The sequence below is a fragment of the Paenibacillus sp. FSL H7-0716 genome (genome assembly GCF_038002705.1).
Taxonomy (GTDB): domain Bacteria; phylum Bacillota; class Bacilli; order Paenibacillales; family Paenibacillaceae; genus Paenibacillus_AQ; species Paenibacillus_AQ odorifer.
In genome coordinates this window covers 171,553-190,592 of sequence record NZ_JBBODA010000009.1, presented here as the reverse complement: position 1 = coordinate 190,592, position 19,040 = coordinate 171,553, and the positions used below count along the sequence as shown (strand labels likewise).

Annotated in this window: 14 protein-coding genes; 6 read left to right on the top strand and 8 right to left on the bottom strand. The window is 41.4% G+C overall.

Annotated features, from left to right (window positions below):
- The first annotated feature begins 68 nt into the window (after positions 1–68).
- Positions 69–1,793: a sensor histidine kinase gene (locus MHH60_RS14565; RefSeq protein WP_076138877.1), complete on the top strand. Its 1,725-nt coding sequence runs from the start codon at positions 69–71 to the stop codon at positions 1,791–1,793.
- Positions 1,794–1,807: 14 nt separating this feature from the next.
- A complete protein-coding gene (locus MHH60_RS14560; RefSeq protein ID WP_076138878.1) occupies positions 1,808–3,418 on the top strand; it encodes a response regulator transcription factor in 1,611 nt (536 codons plus the stop codon).
- 88 nt (positions 3,419–3,506) lie between these two features.
- Here MHH60_RS14560 and MHH60_RS14555 read toward each other — a convergent pair whose 3' ends face one another.
- Positions 3,507–3,698: a hypothetical protein gene (locus MHH60_RS14555; RefSeq protein WP_076138879.1), complete on the bottom strand. Its 192-nt coding sequence runs from the start codon at positions 3,696–3,698 to the stop codon at positions 3,507–3,509.
- 1,381 nt (positions 3,699–5,079) lie between these two features.
- Complete coding sequence (locus MHH60_RS14550) at positions 5,080–6,174, bottom strand: glycosyltransferase (protein ID WP_076133460.1); 1,095 nt, start codon at positions 6,172–6,174, stop codon at positions 5,080–5,082.
- 181 nt (positions 6,175–6,355) lie between these two features.
- Here MHH60_RS14550 and MHH60_RS14545 point away from each other — a divergent pair, with 181 nt between their 5' ends.
- The 4 genes from MHH60_RS14545 (at position 6,356) to MHH60_RS14530 (ending at position 11,750) form a co-directional block, all read left to right on the top strand.
- Positions 6,356–7,237, top strand: coding sequence for a DUF4850 domain-containing protein (locus tag MHH60_RS14545; RefSeq protein ID WP_076133462.1), 882 nt, complete (start codon positions 6,356–6,358; stop codon positions 7,235–7,237).
- A gap of 131 nt (positions 7,238–7,368) precedes the next feature.
- Entirely contained in the window at positions 7,369–8,181 is an 813-nt protein-coding gene (thiD, locus tag MHH60_RS14540) for a bifunctional hydroxymethylpyrimidine kinase/phosphomethylpyrimidine kinase (protein ID WP_076133464.1), read from the top strand.
- A 196-nt stretch (positions 8,182–8,377) separates the two neighbouring features.
- Positions 8,378–8,890, top strand: a complete 513-nt coding sequence (locus MHH60_RS14535) for an Rrf2 family transcriptional regulator (RefSeq protein WP_076133466.1) — start codon at positions 8,378–8,380, stop codon at positions 8,888–8,890.
- Entirely contained in the window at positions 8,877–11,750 is a 2,874-nt protein-coding gene (locus MHH60_RS14530; RefSeq protein WP_076133468.1) for a YhgE/Pip domain-containing protein, read from the top strand. Before MHH60_RS14535 ends, MHH60_RS14530 begins: the two co-directional genes overlap by 14 nt.
- Before the next feature lie 65 nt (positions 11,751–11,815).
- Here MHH60_RS14530 and MHH60_RS14525 read toward each other — a convergent pair whose 3' ends face one another.
- From MHH60_RS14525 to MHH60_RS14500, 6 genes are all read right to left on the bottom strand, one after another.
- A complete protein-coding gene (locus MHH60_RS14525; RefSeq protein ID WP_076133470.1) occupies positions 11,816–13,159 on the bottom strand; it encodes a glycoside hydrolase family 30 protein in 1,344 nt (447 codons plus the stop codon).
- Positions 13,160–13,222: 63 nt separating this feature from the next.
- Positions 13,223–14,860 (bottom strand): sugar ABC transporter substrate-binding protein, encoded by a 1,638-nt coding sequence (locus tag MHH60_RS14520; RefSeq protein WP_076133472.1) that lies wholly within the window; start codon positions 14,858–14,860, stop codon positions 13,223–13,225.
- A gap of 55 nt (positions 14,861–14,915) precedes the next feature.
- Positions 14,916–15,803, bottom strand: a complete 888-nt coding sequence (locus tag MHH60_RS14515; RefSeq protein ID WP_036689738.1) for a carbohydrate ABC transporter permease — start codon at positions 15,801–15,803, stop codon at positions 14,916–14,918.
- A gap of 14 nt (positions 15,804–15,817) precedes the next feature.
- Positions 15,818–16,759, bottom strand: a complete 942-nt coding sequence (locus MHH60_RS14510; protein ID WP_036689816.1) for an ABC transporter permease — start codon at positions 16,757–16,759, stop codon at positions 15,818–15,820.
- Between the two features lie 179 nt (positions 16,760–16,938).
- Positions 16,939–17,946: a LacI family DNA-binding transcriptional regulator gene (locus MHH60_RS14505; protein WP_036689737.1), complete on the bottom strand. Its 1,008-nt coding sequence runs from the start codon at positions 17,944–17,946 to the stop codon at positions 16,939–16,941.
- A 171-nt stretch (positions 17,947–18,117) separates the two neighbouring features.
- Entirely contained in the window at positions 18,118–19,020 is a 903-nt protein-coding gene (locus MHH60_RS14500) for an ArsR/SmtB family transcription factor (protein WP_076100771.1), read from the bottom strand.
- Between the last annotated feature and the right edge of the window lie 20 nt (positions 19,021–19,040).

Genomic DNA, 19,040 nt, shown 5'->3' with positions numbered 1-19,040 from the left:
CCGGACTTTGAGGGAAATCGATAGCGAGTTCTTATGTTTTTTTCACGCAGAGGTTTTATAATGACTTTATGATCAAAAAAACAGCGAAACACAAAACCTACCCCATTCGCCATTATATAAAAGTCATGATGTTGGTTTCATTCACAGTCCTTATTCTGGATTTAGGAATCAGCATCGCTTCCATTTCCATCGTTAAGCAGCAGTCCACTCGAAACTTGCAGGATACTGCGGCGCTTTACATCAATCGTATTAATCATGATTTTGCCTACATTAATCACTATATGGGCTGGACGCTTGGGAACGATGAGAGCTTACTAACGATGAATACTTACGGGGTCAACAGTATCGAGTTCTTAAAGGCAAATGATAATCTGTTCAAACGCTTTACCGAGCTGCAAAAAAACTACGGGCATGAGTATAACTTCTTCTACTATTTGAAAAATGAGACCTATTTTTTGAATTGCGCGCCGATCAGCGTAACCTATACGGATTACAGGGAGCTGAAAAAGAAGATTATTTCTTATATTGATGATAAGGAGATGTATGAGAAGTTTTATTCCAAATGGACGCCTATTCTTGTGAACAACCATTATTATGTAATTAATATCGTGCCCTATTACAATCGCTATTTAATTGGACTGATCTCCGCAGATAATCTGATCCGGCCGCTACGCCAAATTAATCTTGGCGCCAATGGTTATGTTTCTCTAGTAGATGAGAATGAACAGCCTTTAACCAGTCCGATCTCCAATAGCGGAACGTTAATAACGGAAAATGGGGGATTCACTAATCTTTTGCAATCGCGTACAACAATCAACAGCGCATTCTCAGACACCACCTTCAGCACCAAAATGGTCATTAAATATGGCATATTCGAAAAAATCATGATTGCCCAGCTGCTTATTATGTTATTGTTCTTCATTGTGACCTCCACGTTATGCATTGTTCTGCTCTTTTTCAAAAAAAGAGTGTTAGGTCCGATTCAAAGCTTCTCCGATAACCTTGCTTTCATTAATGAGTCTGGGCAACCCGCAGATTTCAAAAGCAGTGAGATTATAGAGCTGGAACAGGCAAACACTCAGTTTAAAGGCTTGGTTGAACAAATCAAAACCTTTAAAATCGCTATGTACGAGCAGGAACTGGAGAAACAAAGAATACAGCTGGACTATATGAAGCTACAGATCAAACCACACTTTTTCTTAAACTGTCTGACTAGCATCTATAGCATGGCGCAAATTCATATGTATAAAGAAATTGAAAATATGACGTTGTCTACCTCTAAGTATTTCCGTTACATTTTTCAGAATGGAGAGAATTTTGTCCGGTTGGAGGATGAAATCGAGCATGTCCGAACCTACTTGGAGATTCAAAAGCAACGTTATCAGGACGCATTTATTTATTACATCGAACAAGAGGATCAGGCAGGCAGTGTGGAAATTCCACCGTTAGTGCTGCAAACCTTTATCGAAAATTCAATTAAATATGCGATTTCACGCGAACATGAAGCCGAGATCAGACTTACAGTACAACGATTACAGATGGAGCAGGAAGAAGAAATGCTCGTTATCCAGCTCACCGATACCGGTCCCGGTTTTCCATCTCAGGTGTTAGATAAACTTAATCTTGGAGAGCCCTTGGATCAAAGTAAAGGTACGCAAATCGGCATTATGAATACGCTTAAAAGACTAGAGTATCTATATTTAAAAAGAGCAACCATCACCTTCTCCAATTTGGAGGGCGGCGGCGCTAGTGTAATCTTATATCTTCCGAAGCTTCCTAATAAATCTAAATGAATGGAGAGCAAACTATGAATGTACTGCTTGTTGATGATGACTTTTATGTTATTGCCGCATTGCAAAAGAAAATAGATTGGGAATCACTCCACATTGATACTGTTTATACGGCTAATAATGTCGCTCAAGCACGTGAAATAATAGAAAAGCATTCTGTTCAAATTCTGATTTCAGATATTGAAATGCCGCAGGGCAGCGGACTGGAATTACTAGCATGGATTCGCGAGGGAAATTATAGTATTCAGACTATTCTTCTTACCAATTATGCAGATTTCAACTATGCGCAGAAAGCAATCGAATTGCAGAGCTTTGAATATTTCCTTAAGCCCATTGAATTTGACAAGCTGATGTTGATCATCCAAAAGGCGGTCACCCAAGCAAAAGAGCAGCAAAAAAACGAAAAAGCCATTCAGGGCGGTTACTTTTGGCAAAAAAATCAGGCGAAGATTCTTGAGCATTTTTGGCGAAAGCTAGTTAGTGGCAGCACATCATTTCCGATTAAGCTGGCAGACATCACACATGCCATTGAAGAACAAAACCTTTCCTATCAAATGAGCGATACTCTACAGCCTTTGATCTTTAACTTATTCCCTTACAATGGCAGCATGGGAAAAGAAGAAAAGGATCTGTTTGATTTTGCCCTGCTAAATGTATTGTACGAATTGTTTCAGCACCCTTGTTTTACCATCGAAAGCATTCTGGAATACAAAGATTATAACTGGATCGCCATTTTAAAATGGAACCAGGCACCAGACACGCAACTGCTTGAAGCATTATGTTCTTCTTTTATTCAAAAGGCGAATCCCTATTTAAAATGTGACGTCTGCTGCAATATTGGTTTATACGATAAACTGAGTAATGTAGGGAATGTTCTAAAACAATCCCTGACTATGGATGAAGAAATTACGAGATGTAGAAATCAGACCTTTTTGGTGGAGGCTTATCTGCAGCAAAATAAACCGGGCTATGCACCACCGGATCTTGCCTATTTGGAAGAGCTGCTGAACCAGAATAAATTCACTGCTTTTCTTGAAGAAGTTACACAATATTTAAAGGTCATGCTTAACAATAGAACACTTGAGACCTCTGTCCTTAGCTTGTTCCGTTTAGATGTAGTTCAGCTAGTCTATTCATTTCTCAACCTGAAAGGGATACGATCGCACAAATTATACTCTGGCAAAACTAATGATAAATTATCTATGCACTCTTTGGATTCAATCGAGGATATGGAAGAATATCTTAAATACCTTGTCACTACAGCCATGAAATATCGTGACTTTGCTGCCCAACCTAAGTCCGTTGCAGAAGAAATCAAACAATACATTCATTCACATTACGGCGATGACCTGACCCGAAATGATTTGGCTGAAATTGTTTATCTCAATCCTGATTACCTGGCAAGGATATTCAAACGAGAAACTGGGGTTTCATTAGGAAGCTACGTCATCCACGTTCGAATCGCGGCTGCAAAACATCTATTGGAAACCACAAATATGTCTGTATATACCGTCGCGAACAAAGTCGGCTATAGCAACTACTCCTATTTCTCCAAGCTTTTCAAACAAGAGGTAGGTCTCCCTCCAAACGATTATAAAAAGGAACAACAATTCAATCCAGCTTACTAAAATAGGGTAACCCGGCATCTAGTTCATGGATGCTGGGTTACCCTATTTGGGATATCTTCTGCATATTAATTACTGTCTACCTTTACTCCTACGCTGCTGATAATGCTCCACCTACGAGCTTACTCTTGCGCCCAGTAATCATACGCCACGCCTTTACTCCTACGCTACCGGAGTTATTTACGCCGAGCTTACTCTTCCGCTCAATAATCATCCACCGCACCTTTACACCTACGCTGCCGGAGTCATTTACTCCGAGCTTACTTTTACGCTCAGTAATCATCCGCCACGCCTTTACTCCTACGCTACCGGGAATCTTACACCCCTGACCTTACTCTTACATCCAGTAATTATTCGCCACGCCTTTTCTCCTACGCTACCGGGAATCTTACACCCCTGACCTTACTCTTACATCCAGTAATTATTCGCCACGCCTTTTCTCCTACACTACCGGCGACCTTACTCTTACATCCAGTAACCACCGCCCAAGGTGCTTCCGGACCCAGATGACGCTATTTGCCCATTTATCGCCTTTTGATCACAGTTTCGGACTCCAGTGCAGCTATTCCTGAGATATTGCTCCAAATCGAGTGTGTTTCTGGTCAATAGCGACTATGCGGTCCGTTAGAATTCCAAATGTGGCATAAAGCAGCGTTTAAGGTCAGCTGGGTCCGATAGCTACTTCGTACGCGGAAATCTGGAGCCAATCCGCGAAGATTGCCGGGGATCAAAGAAAAGCCCAACACCACCAGTAACTATCCGCCTCACTCTTACACACAGTAATTATCCGCCAATCCTTTACTCCTACGCTACCGGGAATCTTACACCTCATACCTTACTCTTACACCCAGTAATCATCCGCCAATCCTTTACTCCTACGCTACCGGGAATCTTACCCCTCATACCTTACTCTTACACCCAGTAATCATCCGCCACGCCTTTACTCCTACACTACCGGGAATCATTTACCCCGACCTTACTCTTACATCCAGTAACCATCCAGTAACCACCCGCCCCAGGTGCTTCCGGACCCAGATGACGCTATTTGCCCATTTATCGCCTTTTGAGCACAGTTTCGGACTCCAGTGCATCTATTCCTGAGATATTGCTCCAAATCGAGTGTGTTTCTGGTCAATAGCGACTATGCGGTCCGTTAGAATTCCAAATGTGGCATAAAGCAACGTTTAAGGTCAACTGAGTCCGATAGCTACTTCGTACGCGGAAATCTAATCGAATCTGCGAAGCTTGCCGGGGATCATAGAAAATCCCAAGACCACCAGTAACTATCCGCCTCACTCTTACATCCAGTAACCACCCGCCCCAGGTGCTTCCGGACCCAGATGACGCTGTTTGCCCATTTATCGCCTTTTGAGCACAGTTTCGGACTCCAGTGCAGCTATTCCTGAGATATTGCTCCAAATCGAGTGTGTTTCTGGTCAATAGCGACTATGCGGTCCGTTAGAATTCCAAATGTGCCATAAAGCAGCGTTTAAGGTCAGCTGGGTCCGATAGCTACTTCGTACGCGGAAATCTGTAGCCAATCAGCGAAGCTTGCCGGGGATCACGGGAAGCTTCCCCACCGCCAGTAATCTTGCAAGCTCCAAAAAACACATAAATACCCCAGCAGTCATAATCAGAACGGCCGGGGCATCTCTTTTACTAAATTAAGCCTGAAGCGCTACATATTTATCACCAAGCCGATTTTTGAAATAGGTGCGATTGTATAACATACTAGGATGGGATGGATAAAAACTCAACGCCGTTTCATTGTGATGATTCGCCTTCTCGTGTTGGCCGAGACGATCATAACAAAGTGCCAATTGAAGATGCGGCAGCCAGGTATAAAAGATCCCATTCTTCATCCCCATCGAATCGTTATCCCGCGGTAGCTTAATCGCTAGCTCATACCAGTATGCGGCTGGATGCAACTGGCCTTTATCCAGCAGAAGTGACCCCAGTCGGCAACAGAACTCTGAACGTGGTTTATCATACTGCAAGGTTTTACATAACGCTTCAAATGCACCTTCTTTATCCCCCAGCCGTTCCCGGCATTCGGCAAGCTTTAGGCAAGCCTGGAAATTATCTTCAATCCAGCCCTGCCCACCCGCTAAGAAAATCTCATAGTATTTGCAAGCCTCTTCATTTATAGCATGATCCCTTAATTCATTCGCATAATAATACTGGTCTCTCGGCGAAAATACTTCACCCTGTGCAACACGTTTTTGATAAATCCGCAAATTACGATCTGTGTATTCCTTATCTTTCTCATGTGTGATGCAGACATCACTACTAAAAGAAGGACCACTTACCTCTAAATACTCATGAACAGGCCCGATCCATTGAAAGTTGCAGCTGCGCCGAACCAGCCTGTTGCGGCGTAAACTAGCTGTGACATTTCCCGCTTCGTCAAAAGCCAGATTATATTGCATGTTCACACTGTGAATATGTCCCGGCAGGATTTCTTTTAGTTTTTTTAAAAGAATCTGATCCTCTTCCTTTATATAATCATCCGCATCAAGCCACAAAATGTACTCCTGAGTAGCTTTGCTAAAGGCAAAATTACGTGCGGCACTAAAATTATCAATCCATTCAAAATCATAAATTACAGCTCCGAAGGACAACGCAATCTCTTTTGTTTTATCCGTCGAGCCTGTATCCACGATAACAATTTCATCTACGAGACTTGCAATGGTAGATAAACATCGGTGCAAGCTTTTTTCTTCATTTCGTACTATCATACATAAACTAATCGTAACCATACTCGCCCTCCTACACGCTTTGTTTGAAATTCTTTCTATATTGATATGCAGGGTTTAAGAAACGGACTCCCTCTCTATCCCGCCCGATCATGAAGAACTTCAGAAATATAAAGGTTATGTAAGAAACTTTCCACTCCATTCTTAGGTCTATATAAGTAAGATCAAAGGAGGTACAAAATATATGAAATCCAAACGAAGAGGTGTTAGAAACAGCTGGATCTTAACTTCAATATTGTGCGTCGTAATTGTACTAGTGCTGCTGATTGGATATAAAGGGCTCGACTGGGGAACGCCCACCACACCACCCCCGTCCACCAACGCACAAACTAATAATGAAGCAGATAACGAACCCAGCTCCACTCAAAAAATGCTCGAATTTCCTAGCAGTGATCCCGATAATGGGCAGGTCATCATTCCACTGCATACCACGCTCGCGCAGCTAAATATTGATAGTGGCAGCGAATATGTAAACACAGAAATACCCCCCATACCTGAAATGACCTTTGCTTTATCTCAAGACATGAAAAACCAAGTAGAAGCAACGCTGGTCTACCGCCCTGATATCGGTGGAGGTTATCTTCTACTCGCTCCTGCCGGATGGCAGGCTACCGCGGTTGTCGGCGCTAACGGTTCTTATGGAGTTACCTTTCAGGATCCGAACCATCCGGAACAAAACATGAACTATTCAGATACGGCTTGGACTTGTATAGGCTGTGCTATCACTGCAATCGGAGCCTATTTCCCGGAAAAAGCCCAATGGGCTGACGCGCTGGGATTTACCATTAATAATCCGCTTAAGTTTAGCGAACAGCATATTTTAGGTACTGCAGGAGCTGAAGCAAGAACGGTGAGATATACGCTTCAAGCAGACGCGAATGGCTATCAAGACGAGGGTGCTGCCTATTACGATAAGGGAGAATGGGGTTATTTATTCCGCAGTATCGGAATACATCAAGCTCAAACATCCCCACAGCAGGAAGTAGTGGAGACCCTCATGAAGTTCTTTACAGATAATCATGGACCGCTCTTCATTGCTGACCCAAACGCAGAGAAGCTGGACTAAGGGTGGGAATTTTTAGAGGAAGGTATTTTCAACCTTGCTCTTGCTTTTAGAAAGACGTAGGTGCTATTTTTTGTTATAATCAATGCAATGCGTTGTTTATGAATTCAGACATATATAAAGGGGACGTAACCATGACTCAAATTATTAAAACTCTAACTATTGCAGGCAGCGACTCCAGTGGTGGCGCAGGCATCCAAGCGGATCTAAAAACATTTGAAGAGTATGGTACCTACGGCTTTAGTGCCTTGACCACTATCGTTACTATGGACCCGGACAACGGCTGGCACCATAATGTTTATCCAATTGATGCCTCCATTGTTGCTGAGCAGTTAAAAACTATTTTCGCTGGTGGCCCGGTTAATGCCATGAAGACAGGTATGCTTGGAAGTGTTGAAATTGTGCGCGTTGCTGAGCAAGCGATCAAAGAAAATCTTCAGACTAATGTAGTTATTGATCCAGTTATGGTGTGCAAGGGTGAAGATGAAGTCTTGAACCCTGACAGCGCTGAGGCTATTCGTGACTTATTGCTACCACTAGCAACTGTGGTCACCCCAAACTTGTTTGAAGCAGGTGTTCTTTCAGGTCTTGGCAAACTTACTACCCTTGAGGAAATGAAAGAAGCTGCTCATCTGATTCATAAGCTCGGTGCACGTAATGTCGTGGTTAAAGGCGGCAAAGCACTCGGCGGTGATCAAGCGATTGATATCTTCTACGACGGTTCTGAGTACACTGTATTCCAAACAGCCAAAATCGAACCCGCTCACAATCATGGAGCTGGATGTACTTTTGCCGCAGCAATTACAGGCGGTCTAGCTAATGGCTTAACGGTTCATGAAGCTGTTGCAAAAGCTAAAGATTTTGTCTCCGCAGCCATTCGTAATGGATTTGCGTTTAATGAATATGTGGGTCCTGTATTTCACGGTGGTTACCGTTTAGAACGTTAGAACTCGCAATCCAATTACACAAAAAAATAAATGGCAGTCCAGACGCTGAACATCAGCTCTGGACTGCCATTTTTATTTCTCTGTACACTAATAGTTGCATTTTTTCACCAAATGTTTTATTGTAGATAAACGATATCCATCATGGATATTTAACATCCCCATTAAAATTTATTAAGTTTAGGAGGTGAATAATCAAATGAAATTAACAGCAGGCGTTGAACAAGCCATTTGTATCATTGTTTTATTGTCAACTCAGGATAATAAAGCTCCACTTGCTTCTGATCATATTAGTGCAAGATTGGATGTATCTCCATCTTATCTAAAGAAAATCATGCGTAAACTAGTTGTAAAACAATTAGTTACCTCAATCCCCGGAAATAACGGCGGATTTTCACTTGCTAAAAGTCCAGAGGAAATTACAGGGCTTGAAATCATTGAAGCCATGGAAGGCCGAATCTCTATCTACTCGGACAATGATTTATTAACGAAAGCTTTTGAAGATGGTATACATGCTTCTAAAGGGATAGAAGTTCTTAATGACCTCTTTAATGGAGCAAACGATGTTTTAAGAGCATATTTCTCTAAATTTACCGTTGCAGATCTTCTGAAGAAAAGTATGTCTCTTTCCCAGATTCCTTCCCTAGACTGGAATAATACATCCTTAAAAGATTTCTTAGCGAAAGAGATGAAAGAACATGCAGATGATTAAACATGAGTGGAAAAATTTCTTTTCTAATAAAATATTACTTGTCAGTATAGTGGTTATGCTGTTTATTCCGATTATGTATGGGGGCATCTTCCTCAGTTCTGTATGGGATCCCTATTCTAGAACCGAGGACCTGCCTGTAGCTATAGTTAATCTCGATAATCCTGCTGAGTATGGAGGCCAAACTTTAGCTCTTGGCGACAAACTTGTGGCTGAGCTAAAGGATAATCATGATCTTCAGTGGCATTTTGTAACTCAAGAGGATGCCGATAACGGACTAGAGAATGGCGATTATTACATGGTCATCACTGTGCCTGAAGATTTCTCCCATAGAGCTTCTACTGTTCTTGACGAGAGTCCAAAGGAAATGAATCTTATCTATAAAACGAATCCGGGCCGTAGTTTTTTTGCCGAAGCAGTTTCCAAACAGGGTGCAACAAATATAAGATCTTCAGTAGCAACAAGTCTTACCCAAGAGTATGCAAAAGCTATCTTTGCACAAATCACTACGCTTGGAGATGGTTTCAGCGAAGCTGCTGATGGATCAAACATGCTTACGGAAGGCATTGATCAATTAGAACAGGGTAGCGGGGATATATCCATCAATCTACAAAAACTCGCCTCCAGCTCATTGACCTTCAAGGACGGTGTAGAGCAAATGAAGATCGCTGTTGGTGAAGTACTGACTGGCGCGAATGCTTTAAATGATGGTGCTCTGCAGTTGAATGACGGCATTCACGAATACACAGCTGGTGTTGATGCGTTGAAAACAGGGGTGGATAAATTTTCAGTCGGAGCGACACAGTTATCCAATAGTTCTTCAGCTCTTATTAGTGGTTCAACCGCTCTAAGTGAGGGAGTTACTAAAATCACCCCTGGAATTGAGGGCTTGCATAATGGCTTAGCTGCTTCATTAGAGGGCAGTACAACACTCAGTGATGGTCTGAAGCAATTGCAGGTTAATGCAGCAAAATTAACAGATGAAGCAAATGGTGTCCCTAAGCTAGTTACTGGGCAAAATAATCTAAACGAAGGTATTAAACAATTATCAGCAGGTAGTAACGAATTAGAACAAGGCTTACAGCAAATGAATAGAGGTCTTCCTACTGAAGAGCAACTTGCCCAGCTTACTAACGGACTTACCAATATTCAAAATGCTATAAATCAACTTGCTAAATCGATTCCTGCCGGAAGTGATATATCTGCTATGATTGCCGATTTGGGTAGCAATTCTACGAATATGCAGTCTGCAATCTCCGCTTTAAGTGCTACTATTCCAACCAATAACCAAAGTACAATAAACGTTATTCAGGATACGAATGCTTTTAAAAATGGACTGAGTAGCACTGAACAAACGGAGCTTATACAAAGTGTAGGACAAGAACTTACCAAACAAGCTACTGCGCAACAACAAATCATCATGAGCCTTTCCACAGATCTTAATAATTTATCAACGCAATTAATGGATAACCTGATCCCATTAGCAAGAGGACTTGGCACACTTCCTGATCAGGTACATCAGTTGAATCAGACAGTAAACATAGTTCATCCCAAAGCAATTGATATTATAAATGGCTATACTGCGATTAAGCAAGGTCTGGAGCTACAACTCATCCCTGGAGCAACAGGTTTGAATACGGGGCTTACTAACATCTATCAGGGCAGCATTCAATTAATGACAGGAACTACAACCTTGAATCTACAGATCTTGCCTTTAGTTAAGGGAATTACACAATTAAACGTTGGTAGTCTATCATTAACAGAAGGTCTTACCTTAATAAATGCAGGGTCAAGCCAGCTATCTGATGCTACAAAGCAGTTCCAAACTGGCTCCGCATCTTTTGTTGAGGGTGTGAGTAAATACTCAGCTGGAATTACCGAGTTGAACAATGGTGCTGTTCATATCACTACGGGAGCGGAACAACTTTCTGCAAATTCGAACTCCCTTAAAGCTGGCGCTGAGACTCTTGTTGCAGGAACAGGTGCACTAGCAAATAATCTTCCAGCACTAAATGAAGCAGCAGGGCAACTTTCAAACGGTGCTATTCATATTAGTGAGGGTTCTAAATCCCTTGCTGAGGGTTCTGTTAAGATTGAAGAAGGTCTCGGAACCTTAAAATCAGGTTCTACCGAACTCTCTGCCAAACTTAGTGATGGCGCGGCAAAAATTGGGGATAACCAATTAACCACTGCAAATTATGAAATGATAGCATCTCCTATTAACTTAACTCAAGAACAGATAAGCATAGTACCGAATTATGGACATTCATTAGCTCCATATGTATTAGCTCTTGGATTGTTTGTGGGGTGTCTCGCATTTAACTTGATTTTCCCAATAGATACACCTTCCATACGACCTACTTCTGGTTTCGCATGGTGGGGCAGTAAGTTCTCCATTGGTTTAGCTCAAGCCATATTTCAAGCATTAGTGCTTGATGTTATCATGATTCTAGGTATGGGGCTCCAAGTGGATCATATCGGGCAATTCATTCTACTTTCCATCATGATTTCCATAACATTTATGTCCCTTGTCATGCTTCTTACGATTGCACTTGGGAATCCGGGCCGCTTCTTGGCCATGGCTCTACTCGTACTCCAACTCGGAGCTAGTGGCGGTACGTTCCCAATGGAGCTTACCAATGGCTTTTTCAACGTTATTCATCCTTATTTACCGATGACATACGCTGTTGAAGGATTCCGTCAGACGGTATACTCCAGCCAAGGCTCTAATGTCTTCACAATTTGCATTCTAACTCTTGCTTCATTTGCTATTCTATTTAACTTAACTCTAATCCTTGCCTTAGTTGTTCACAAACAAAAAGAACACTTCACTTCTTCAAACAACCAAACTTCGACAATGTAAAATAAATAATCAATAAAGACCAACTGTTCCTATTAGGATTGCAGTTGGTCTTTTTGGTCCTCTAATTATTTTATCAGAATGGATAAAGCACTTTTTGACGCCAAACGGAAAGATAATTCATCCGCTCCCGGCAAGTTCAAAGCCACATTCTCAGCCTTTTCACTATCGTTGAACAGAACAACTGCAATAGAGTTATCTGTATTCTTAAAAGCTACGGAACGAATCACTTCTTGATTGGTTGAAGCGTCAATACGCACAGCCTTCGGACGAATAAATTTACTGAAATGTGCCAGCGCATAATAGTCGAGCGTATACGTAAGCTCCTTGGTCTCTTGGTTAACTGTCACAACACCACGACAAGTACTTTTGCCAAAACCCGGTACGGTTGGGCCGTTCTTTTCATCTAAGGCCATATTCCATAACACAAAGGATTTACTATGATTTCTAAGAATATCAATCCCTGTTCTCATTACATTGGAGAAGGCTTGTTCAAACGGAGGAATCCATTCTCCACCAGAACCTTCTGTAAAATGCACTTCTTTATCAGCAAAAGCTTTCAGAACCTCTGATTGTGCTGACGCATTGCCACCATACCAGTGCCAAGCTACACCATCCACTTCATCTTTTGCATAATCGAGCACGGTTAACGGATAGTCTGGACGATCCCAGTTGTGGTCGTAGCAGAGAATTTTTGTAGCGATGTTATGCTTAACAAAGCTTGGCTTCAGGTAGTTTTTAATGAAATCTTTTTGCGCCTCAGGCAACATTAACATACTAGGGTAGTGTTTTGGTTCAAATAAAGGCTCGTTCTGTGGTGTTACAGCATAAGTTGGCAATCCGTGCCCTTCAAAAGCTTGAATATATCGAACAAAATAATCGGCATAAGCCTGATAATATTCTTGTTTAAGTTCTCCAGCAATCATCGATCCGCTAGTCTTCATCCAACCTGGTGCACTCCATGGAGAAGCCATCAGTTTGATCTCAGGGTTAATTTCCAGAGCTTGTTGCAACAAAGGGATAATGTCTGCTTCATCATGTGCGATAGAGAAGTGGGTTAATTCCGTATCCGTTTCCTGTGCAGGTCTATCGTCATAGCTATAAATATCTCTAGCATAATCCGATGCCCCCATTGGATTTCTTAATACGGACAAACCAATTCCATCTTGTGCGTCAAAAAGCTTGCTCATGACTTCCTCTTTCTGTTCGTTGTCCAGGACTTGATTAATCAAATAAGCGGATGAATCCGTAAAGGATGCTCCAAAGCCATCCATTTCCTGAAAGGTTTGATTCTCGTCAATAGTTACAGTAGTGGTCGCCTCTGCATCAGCAATTGGAGTTAATTGTTGCAGACTTTGCTCTACAAACAATGTATTCTCCCCGGTGGATTGATAAATTTTAAGCTCTGGCATGTTGTTTCCCTCCATCTTTCTATGAAGAGGCCCCAGTGAAGGGGCCACATTCTATTATCTAACTTATTTAAGACCTAATTTTTCTTTGTTATTTTTCATTTTTTCAGAACGAACTTCTACAATCTTATCCCAGTTGTTATCATTCAAAAATGCTTTGTAAGCAGCCAAGGTGCTGTCGAATGTAGCATCGTCTTTAGCGCGGATCATACTTACAAGCGTAGTGTTCCAAGTAGTATCAATTGCAGTAAGACTACGAGCTTCAGGCGTTCCTTGAGCCGGGTTAATGTTTTCAAGAATAAAGTGTGGTTTTAGCTTTCCTTTGCCCCACTCTTGCATTTGTTTAATGGAATCTGCAAATGCGTCGTTACTCAGCGCCTTATCACGGTCATGTCCAAAGAACATAAATTCGCCCATCCGGTAATCTTTTTTGAATTTATCGGCATTATTTAATTGCAGGTCTTTGATTTCAGGCAAGAATTCAATTTTACCGCTGTCGTTAACTTTATAGGTTTCTCCTTCAATACCGTAGTTCATGAGCTTTTGTCCTTCGTCGCTGAGCAAATAAGTGTAAATTTGAATCGCTTTGGCAGGGTCCTTAGCCTTTTTAGTAACATAGCTAATCATCCAACCTGTAATTCCTGATTGATTCAACGTTGGTTCATGTCCAACAGTACTTTGTGGGCCATCAATAGCGATATATTCCTTGCCTGGATTTTCTGTCATGAAGATTTGCAGGTTACCACTTTGTTGAGGTGTTCCATCCAAAAGTATTGTTGCATATTTACCGGATTTCACTTTTTCTTCAAAGGCAGTACCGTCATCAGCAAAGCTGTCATCACTGATGTCACCATTTCTGTAGACTTCATTTAACGTTTTCAACCAAGTCAAGTAATCCTCATCCAGATTACGGTTGTAGAATTCGCCATTTTCAGTTTCCATCGGCACTCCGATGAAGTCCTCCAATACATCTCCCAAAGAACCAGTGCCTGAACCAATGGAGTTAAAACCAAAAGGAATCATGTCCGGGAATTGTTTTTTGATTTGTTGCATAACGCTCTTGAATTCTTCAGGAGTTCCAAAGCTTGGTTTTCCAATGGCCTCGTAAACATCCTTACGGATGACAAAGGCTGTTTTAGCAGGGATGTTACCGCTATCATAATCGTTTTGCGTATTGGAATAGTTAGGGTATCCATAGGTCTTGCCATCTGCTAACTGGAACCAGTTCATCGTATCTTTTTCTGCAACTTTATTGAAATACGGATCATATTTATCTGCCAGATCATTTAAAGGCAATGCCCATGTAGCAGCTTTTTGTACGACTGGAGAGTTGGAATCAAAAATAGTCAACAGGTCTGGCATTTCACCGCCGGCAAAAATCGTGTTCAGCTTAGTGTCATCGCCTGTAATGAATTTAATGTTGATGTTTAAATCCTCTTTAATTTTCTTGGTGACAAGGTCTTTTCCGAAATCAGTATTCCACCAGTCTGCATTCACGTACCAAGTCAGATCTGTTGTCTCTTTTTTTGTATCCAACTTCCATGCCGGTGTTTCCGGATCTATAGTATAACGGCCTTCAATGGAGCTTAACTCTTTACTGGAGCTGTCAGAATTACCTTTCGATCCACAACCTGTAAATACTAATACAACAGCCATAAGTGCCGTACAAAGTTTGAGTCCTTTTTTCCCAAATGCTTTGTTCATCTTTTGTTTCCCCCTAAAATGTTTTGTAAGCATTCACTACTTGGAGATTTACTTACTATTCCTTCACCGCCCCCATCATCATGCCTGAGATAAAGTACCTCTGTAATATTGGATACATCACAACAATCGGCAAAGTTGTAATGACAATTGTTGCTAGTTGAACCCCTTTAGTCGTAGTTTCGATAATCGCAGATCCACCCACATTTTGCATGGATTGTGTTTGCGACTGAACAATAATTTCATAGAGCTTCATCTGCAGCGGGTAGAGCGATTGATCGGTAATATATAACTTGGTAGTCATAAAGTCGTTCCACTGCCCAACCCCGTTAAATAACGCAATGGTGGCCATAGCCGGCATGGAAAGAGGGATAAAGATTTTTAGGAAAATGCGCCAATCACCTGCACCATCAATTTTGGCTGACTCTTCAAGTGAATCCGGTACATTTCTGAAGAAGTTCATTAGAATAACTACATCATAATAACTGAACAAGGCCGGGATAATATAAACCCAGAAGCTGTTTAAGAGGCCTAATGATTTAATCAATAAATACGTAGGGATCATTCCACCAGAGAAAAACATAGTGATTACACCCATGGCAACATACAGCTTACGTCCACGTATGTATTTCTTACTCAAGCCATAACCGATCATGGCACAAAAGAATACGTGGGTAATGACACCAATAAATGTTTTGGCAAGCGATACTACGAATGCTAAACCAATGGTCTCATCTTGAAATACAGCACGATAATTCTCCAAGGAGAACTCTGGAGACCAAAATATGAATCCGCCTTCTGCAAGCGCCTTGCCCGAGCTTAGAGAGGATATGACTACATTCCATAAAGGAACGACAATAATGATTGTACAAATACAGAGCAGGATAATATTTAAGGTATTAAAGATTCGACTATCAAGATCTTCTTTAGCCACCGTACGATTCACTGAAATGCCTCCTTCTACAGAACTGATTGATTATCATTTAATTTACTGGATACTTTGTTGGCGCTAATCAGTAGGATGACTGAAACGATGGAGACACCTAAACCAACAGCAGTAGCATAAGAGAAGTCACCTTGCGTCATACCCATACGATATACATAAGAATTAATGACCTCCGCCTTAACGCGGTTCTGAGAATTCATCAATACCAGGGTTTGATCCAGATTTGATCCTAATAAACCGCTTACAGTGAGAATCAGATTTAAACTGATAATCGGTTTCATGTTAGGAAGTGTGATATTCCAAATTTGTCTCATACGGCTTGCGCCATCTATTTTGGCAGCCTCATAATAAGTAGGATCAATTTTCGACATAATGGCTAAGTAGAGAATCGTTCCCCAACCAGCCTCTTTCCAAATATCGGATAACGTTGCAATCCACCAGTATTTATTCGCATCAAGCAAAATATTTACCGGTTTCGAAATCAGTCCCAGACTGAGCATAATCTCATTAAACATACCGGATGAGGAAAACCAGGCAATCAGCATCCCGCCGAGAACGATCCAGGACAAAAAGTGTGGTAAATAAGAGATGGTTTGCACTATCTTTTTAAAGCGTCCACCACTTAACTCGTAAATCATTACGGATAAAATAATAGGAATAACAAACCCTATGGCTAATTTCAGAAAGCTGATCCCTAATGTATTGACTACAGCGTCCCAAAAATATTTATCAGATAAAATAATTCTGAAATTATCGAGCCCTACCCAAGGTGCAGAATCGAGCGTATCAATTACGGTGTAGCTTTTAAAAGCAATCGTCAATCCGTAAATCGGAATAAAACAAAAGATAATCATAAAAATAATTCCCGGGATGACCATGGATTGAATTTCCCATTGTCTCTTGTAATCAATTACAAATTCTTTGACCCTCTGCCCCATAGGCTTTTTCCCGCTCATTGGATTCTTTCCGTTTGTTGGCACTACGGCTAATTTATCCACTTTTTCTTCTCCCCTCCAAATCATGATCCCCAAACAATAAAAACGTTTTTATTTTTTTGAAAAAAAAACCCTCCCAAAACAACAAAATTTTAAAAAATGATCGGGTGAAATCTTGAACCCATTACATATATGTGTTCTTACCGACCAATCTTTACTTGACTAGAACCTCTTACGACTAATTCACCCGCCAATTTCATCATCTCGCCCTGTTCCTTCTTCTGGATCATGCGAACTAGGTGATTAATAGCCAAAATACCCTGTCTAGCAATTTGATTTCTTACAGTAGTTAAAGGCGGTGAGAAATACTGCGCAATATCAATATCATCAAACCCCATAACGCTAACATCTAGCGGAACTTCGTATCCATGCGATTTCAAAGCTTGAATACATCCAATCGCACTCAAGTCGTTCCCTGCCAAGAAGGCATCAGGTATTTTATCAGGACTATAATGAAGGAAAGATTTTATAGCATTGTAAGTGCTTTCTTCTTCAAAATATCCTTGTATAATATACTCTTCATGCGTGGGTAGCTGGTACTGACGCAAAGCAGCTAAGTATCCTTCTCTCCGCTGAACACTGTCGTACATCTCATCCACACCAGATATGTAAGCAATCTTTTTATGCCCTAGACTGATTAAATATTTGGTCGCTTCAAACCCCGCTTCAAAGGAATCAAAAATCACGCTTCCCATTGTGTCGTTCTTAAGCGGCCGATCCAAAAATACAGCCTTGATCTTGTCTTTCACCATTGCGGCAATTTCTTCTTCGTCTATTCTCAGCTCTTCGTAGATAATAACACCATCCACTCGCCGGCCTAGAATATTGCTCATAATCACTTGTTTATCCTTGGTAACAAATACATTCAGCCCGTAACCTAGCCGATCACATTCACGCGACATGGACTCAACCAGCTTATAGAAGTATGGACCCGACACACTTGTTGTGAAAAAACCCAGCATTTTGGTTTTCCCGTTCCTAAGGAGCTTACCGTTCAGGTTAGGAACATAATTTAATCGCTTCGCAACCTTAAGAACATGTGATTTCGTCTCCGGGTTCAATACATCTACGTCATTTAACGCGTTGGAAACCGTAGAAATGGAGACTCCAGCCTCTCTGGCAACATCTTTGATCGTTACCTTTTCCATAATGATTCAATCTTCCTTTACGAATAAAAACGTTTTTATAGATTTAAATTAACATAAAAACGTTTTCATTACAATATATTTTTTATTTTTATTTTATCAGAGGTAATAATTGGTACACAAGCTTAAATTTTCTACAGAATCTTATAAACCTCCTTACCTGCAAACTCGAAATCATTCGTAATACACTCTAAACATAATGTCTTGCTCGTAATTCCCAAACCCGCGGCCATATATGGTTAGTCCGCCTCTTCTCCGTCCGCTATTCTCTGCCGTTAAACGAAAGGTCCACTGATCCTGCTCTACTCGTACATCTTCCAGGGTAATATCTGAAATTTGCTGCCCATCCACAAAGGTTCCACCTGCATTAATCCGCAGAACCTTCAGCAAACCATATTGGTTAACATCTGAACGCCACCAAATGGGATTTAATCGTCCTCTAGTAAGGCCAAAGTCGCCCGGACTGGTCCATTTTCCTAAATCCTGTCCATTCATCATAAAGCCAATATCCGACGGCCACTTCTCATTTACATGTGGAGCTTCAGAACCTATTTCCAGCGAAATCTCAATCTCCTGCACCACTTGATCTTGAAATAGATAATTTGGAATCTTGTACTCGATAGAACCTTTCGCAAACCATACTATGCCGGCATTCACCCGTTCCGGGTCCAGAAAATAACGCGGATCATCATAATAGCCGATCAGTTTCTCAGTAGTAGCAATCCCGCAGGTAGGTAAAGCCTGAATATCGGTATATTGCCCTACAGGGATAGACACCTCAACCACCTTTCTGGCAACTCCACGGGAGCCCGATAATTTAATCTGCAGGTAATTCGCAGACAAAGAACAATATTTATAGGTCCCTCCATTTACTCGTCTCATTTTAGAACTGATCAGGCCTGCTTTTTGCAGCTTTGCTACATGAGTACTAACAATTGCACTACTAAGATAGAGCTCCGCTGCCAGCTCTTTGATGTGCATCTCTCTGCGGTCCAGAAGTTCAATAATTCGCAGCCTAACTTCACTTGCCAGCGCTTCATACACCTGCAAGGATTCAGAATCTGTGGTTAAGTACATTTCAACGTCTCCTATGCTTA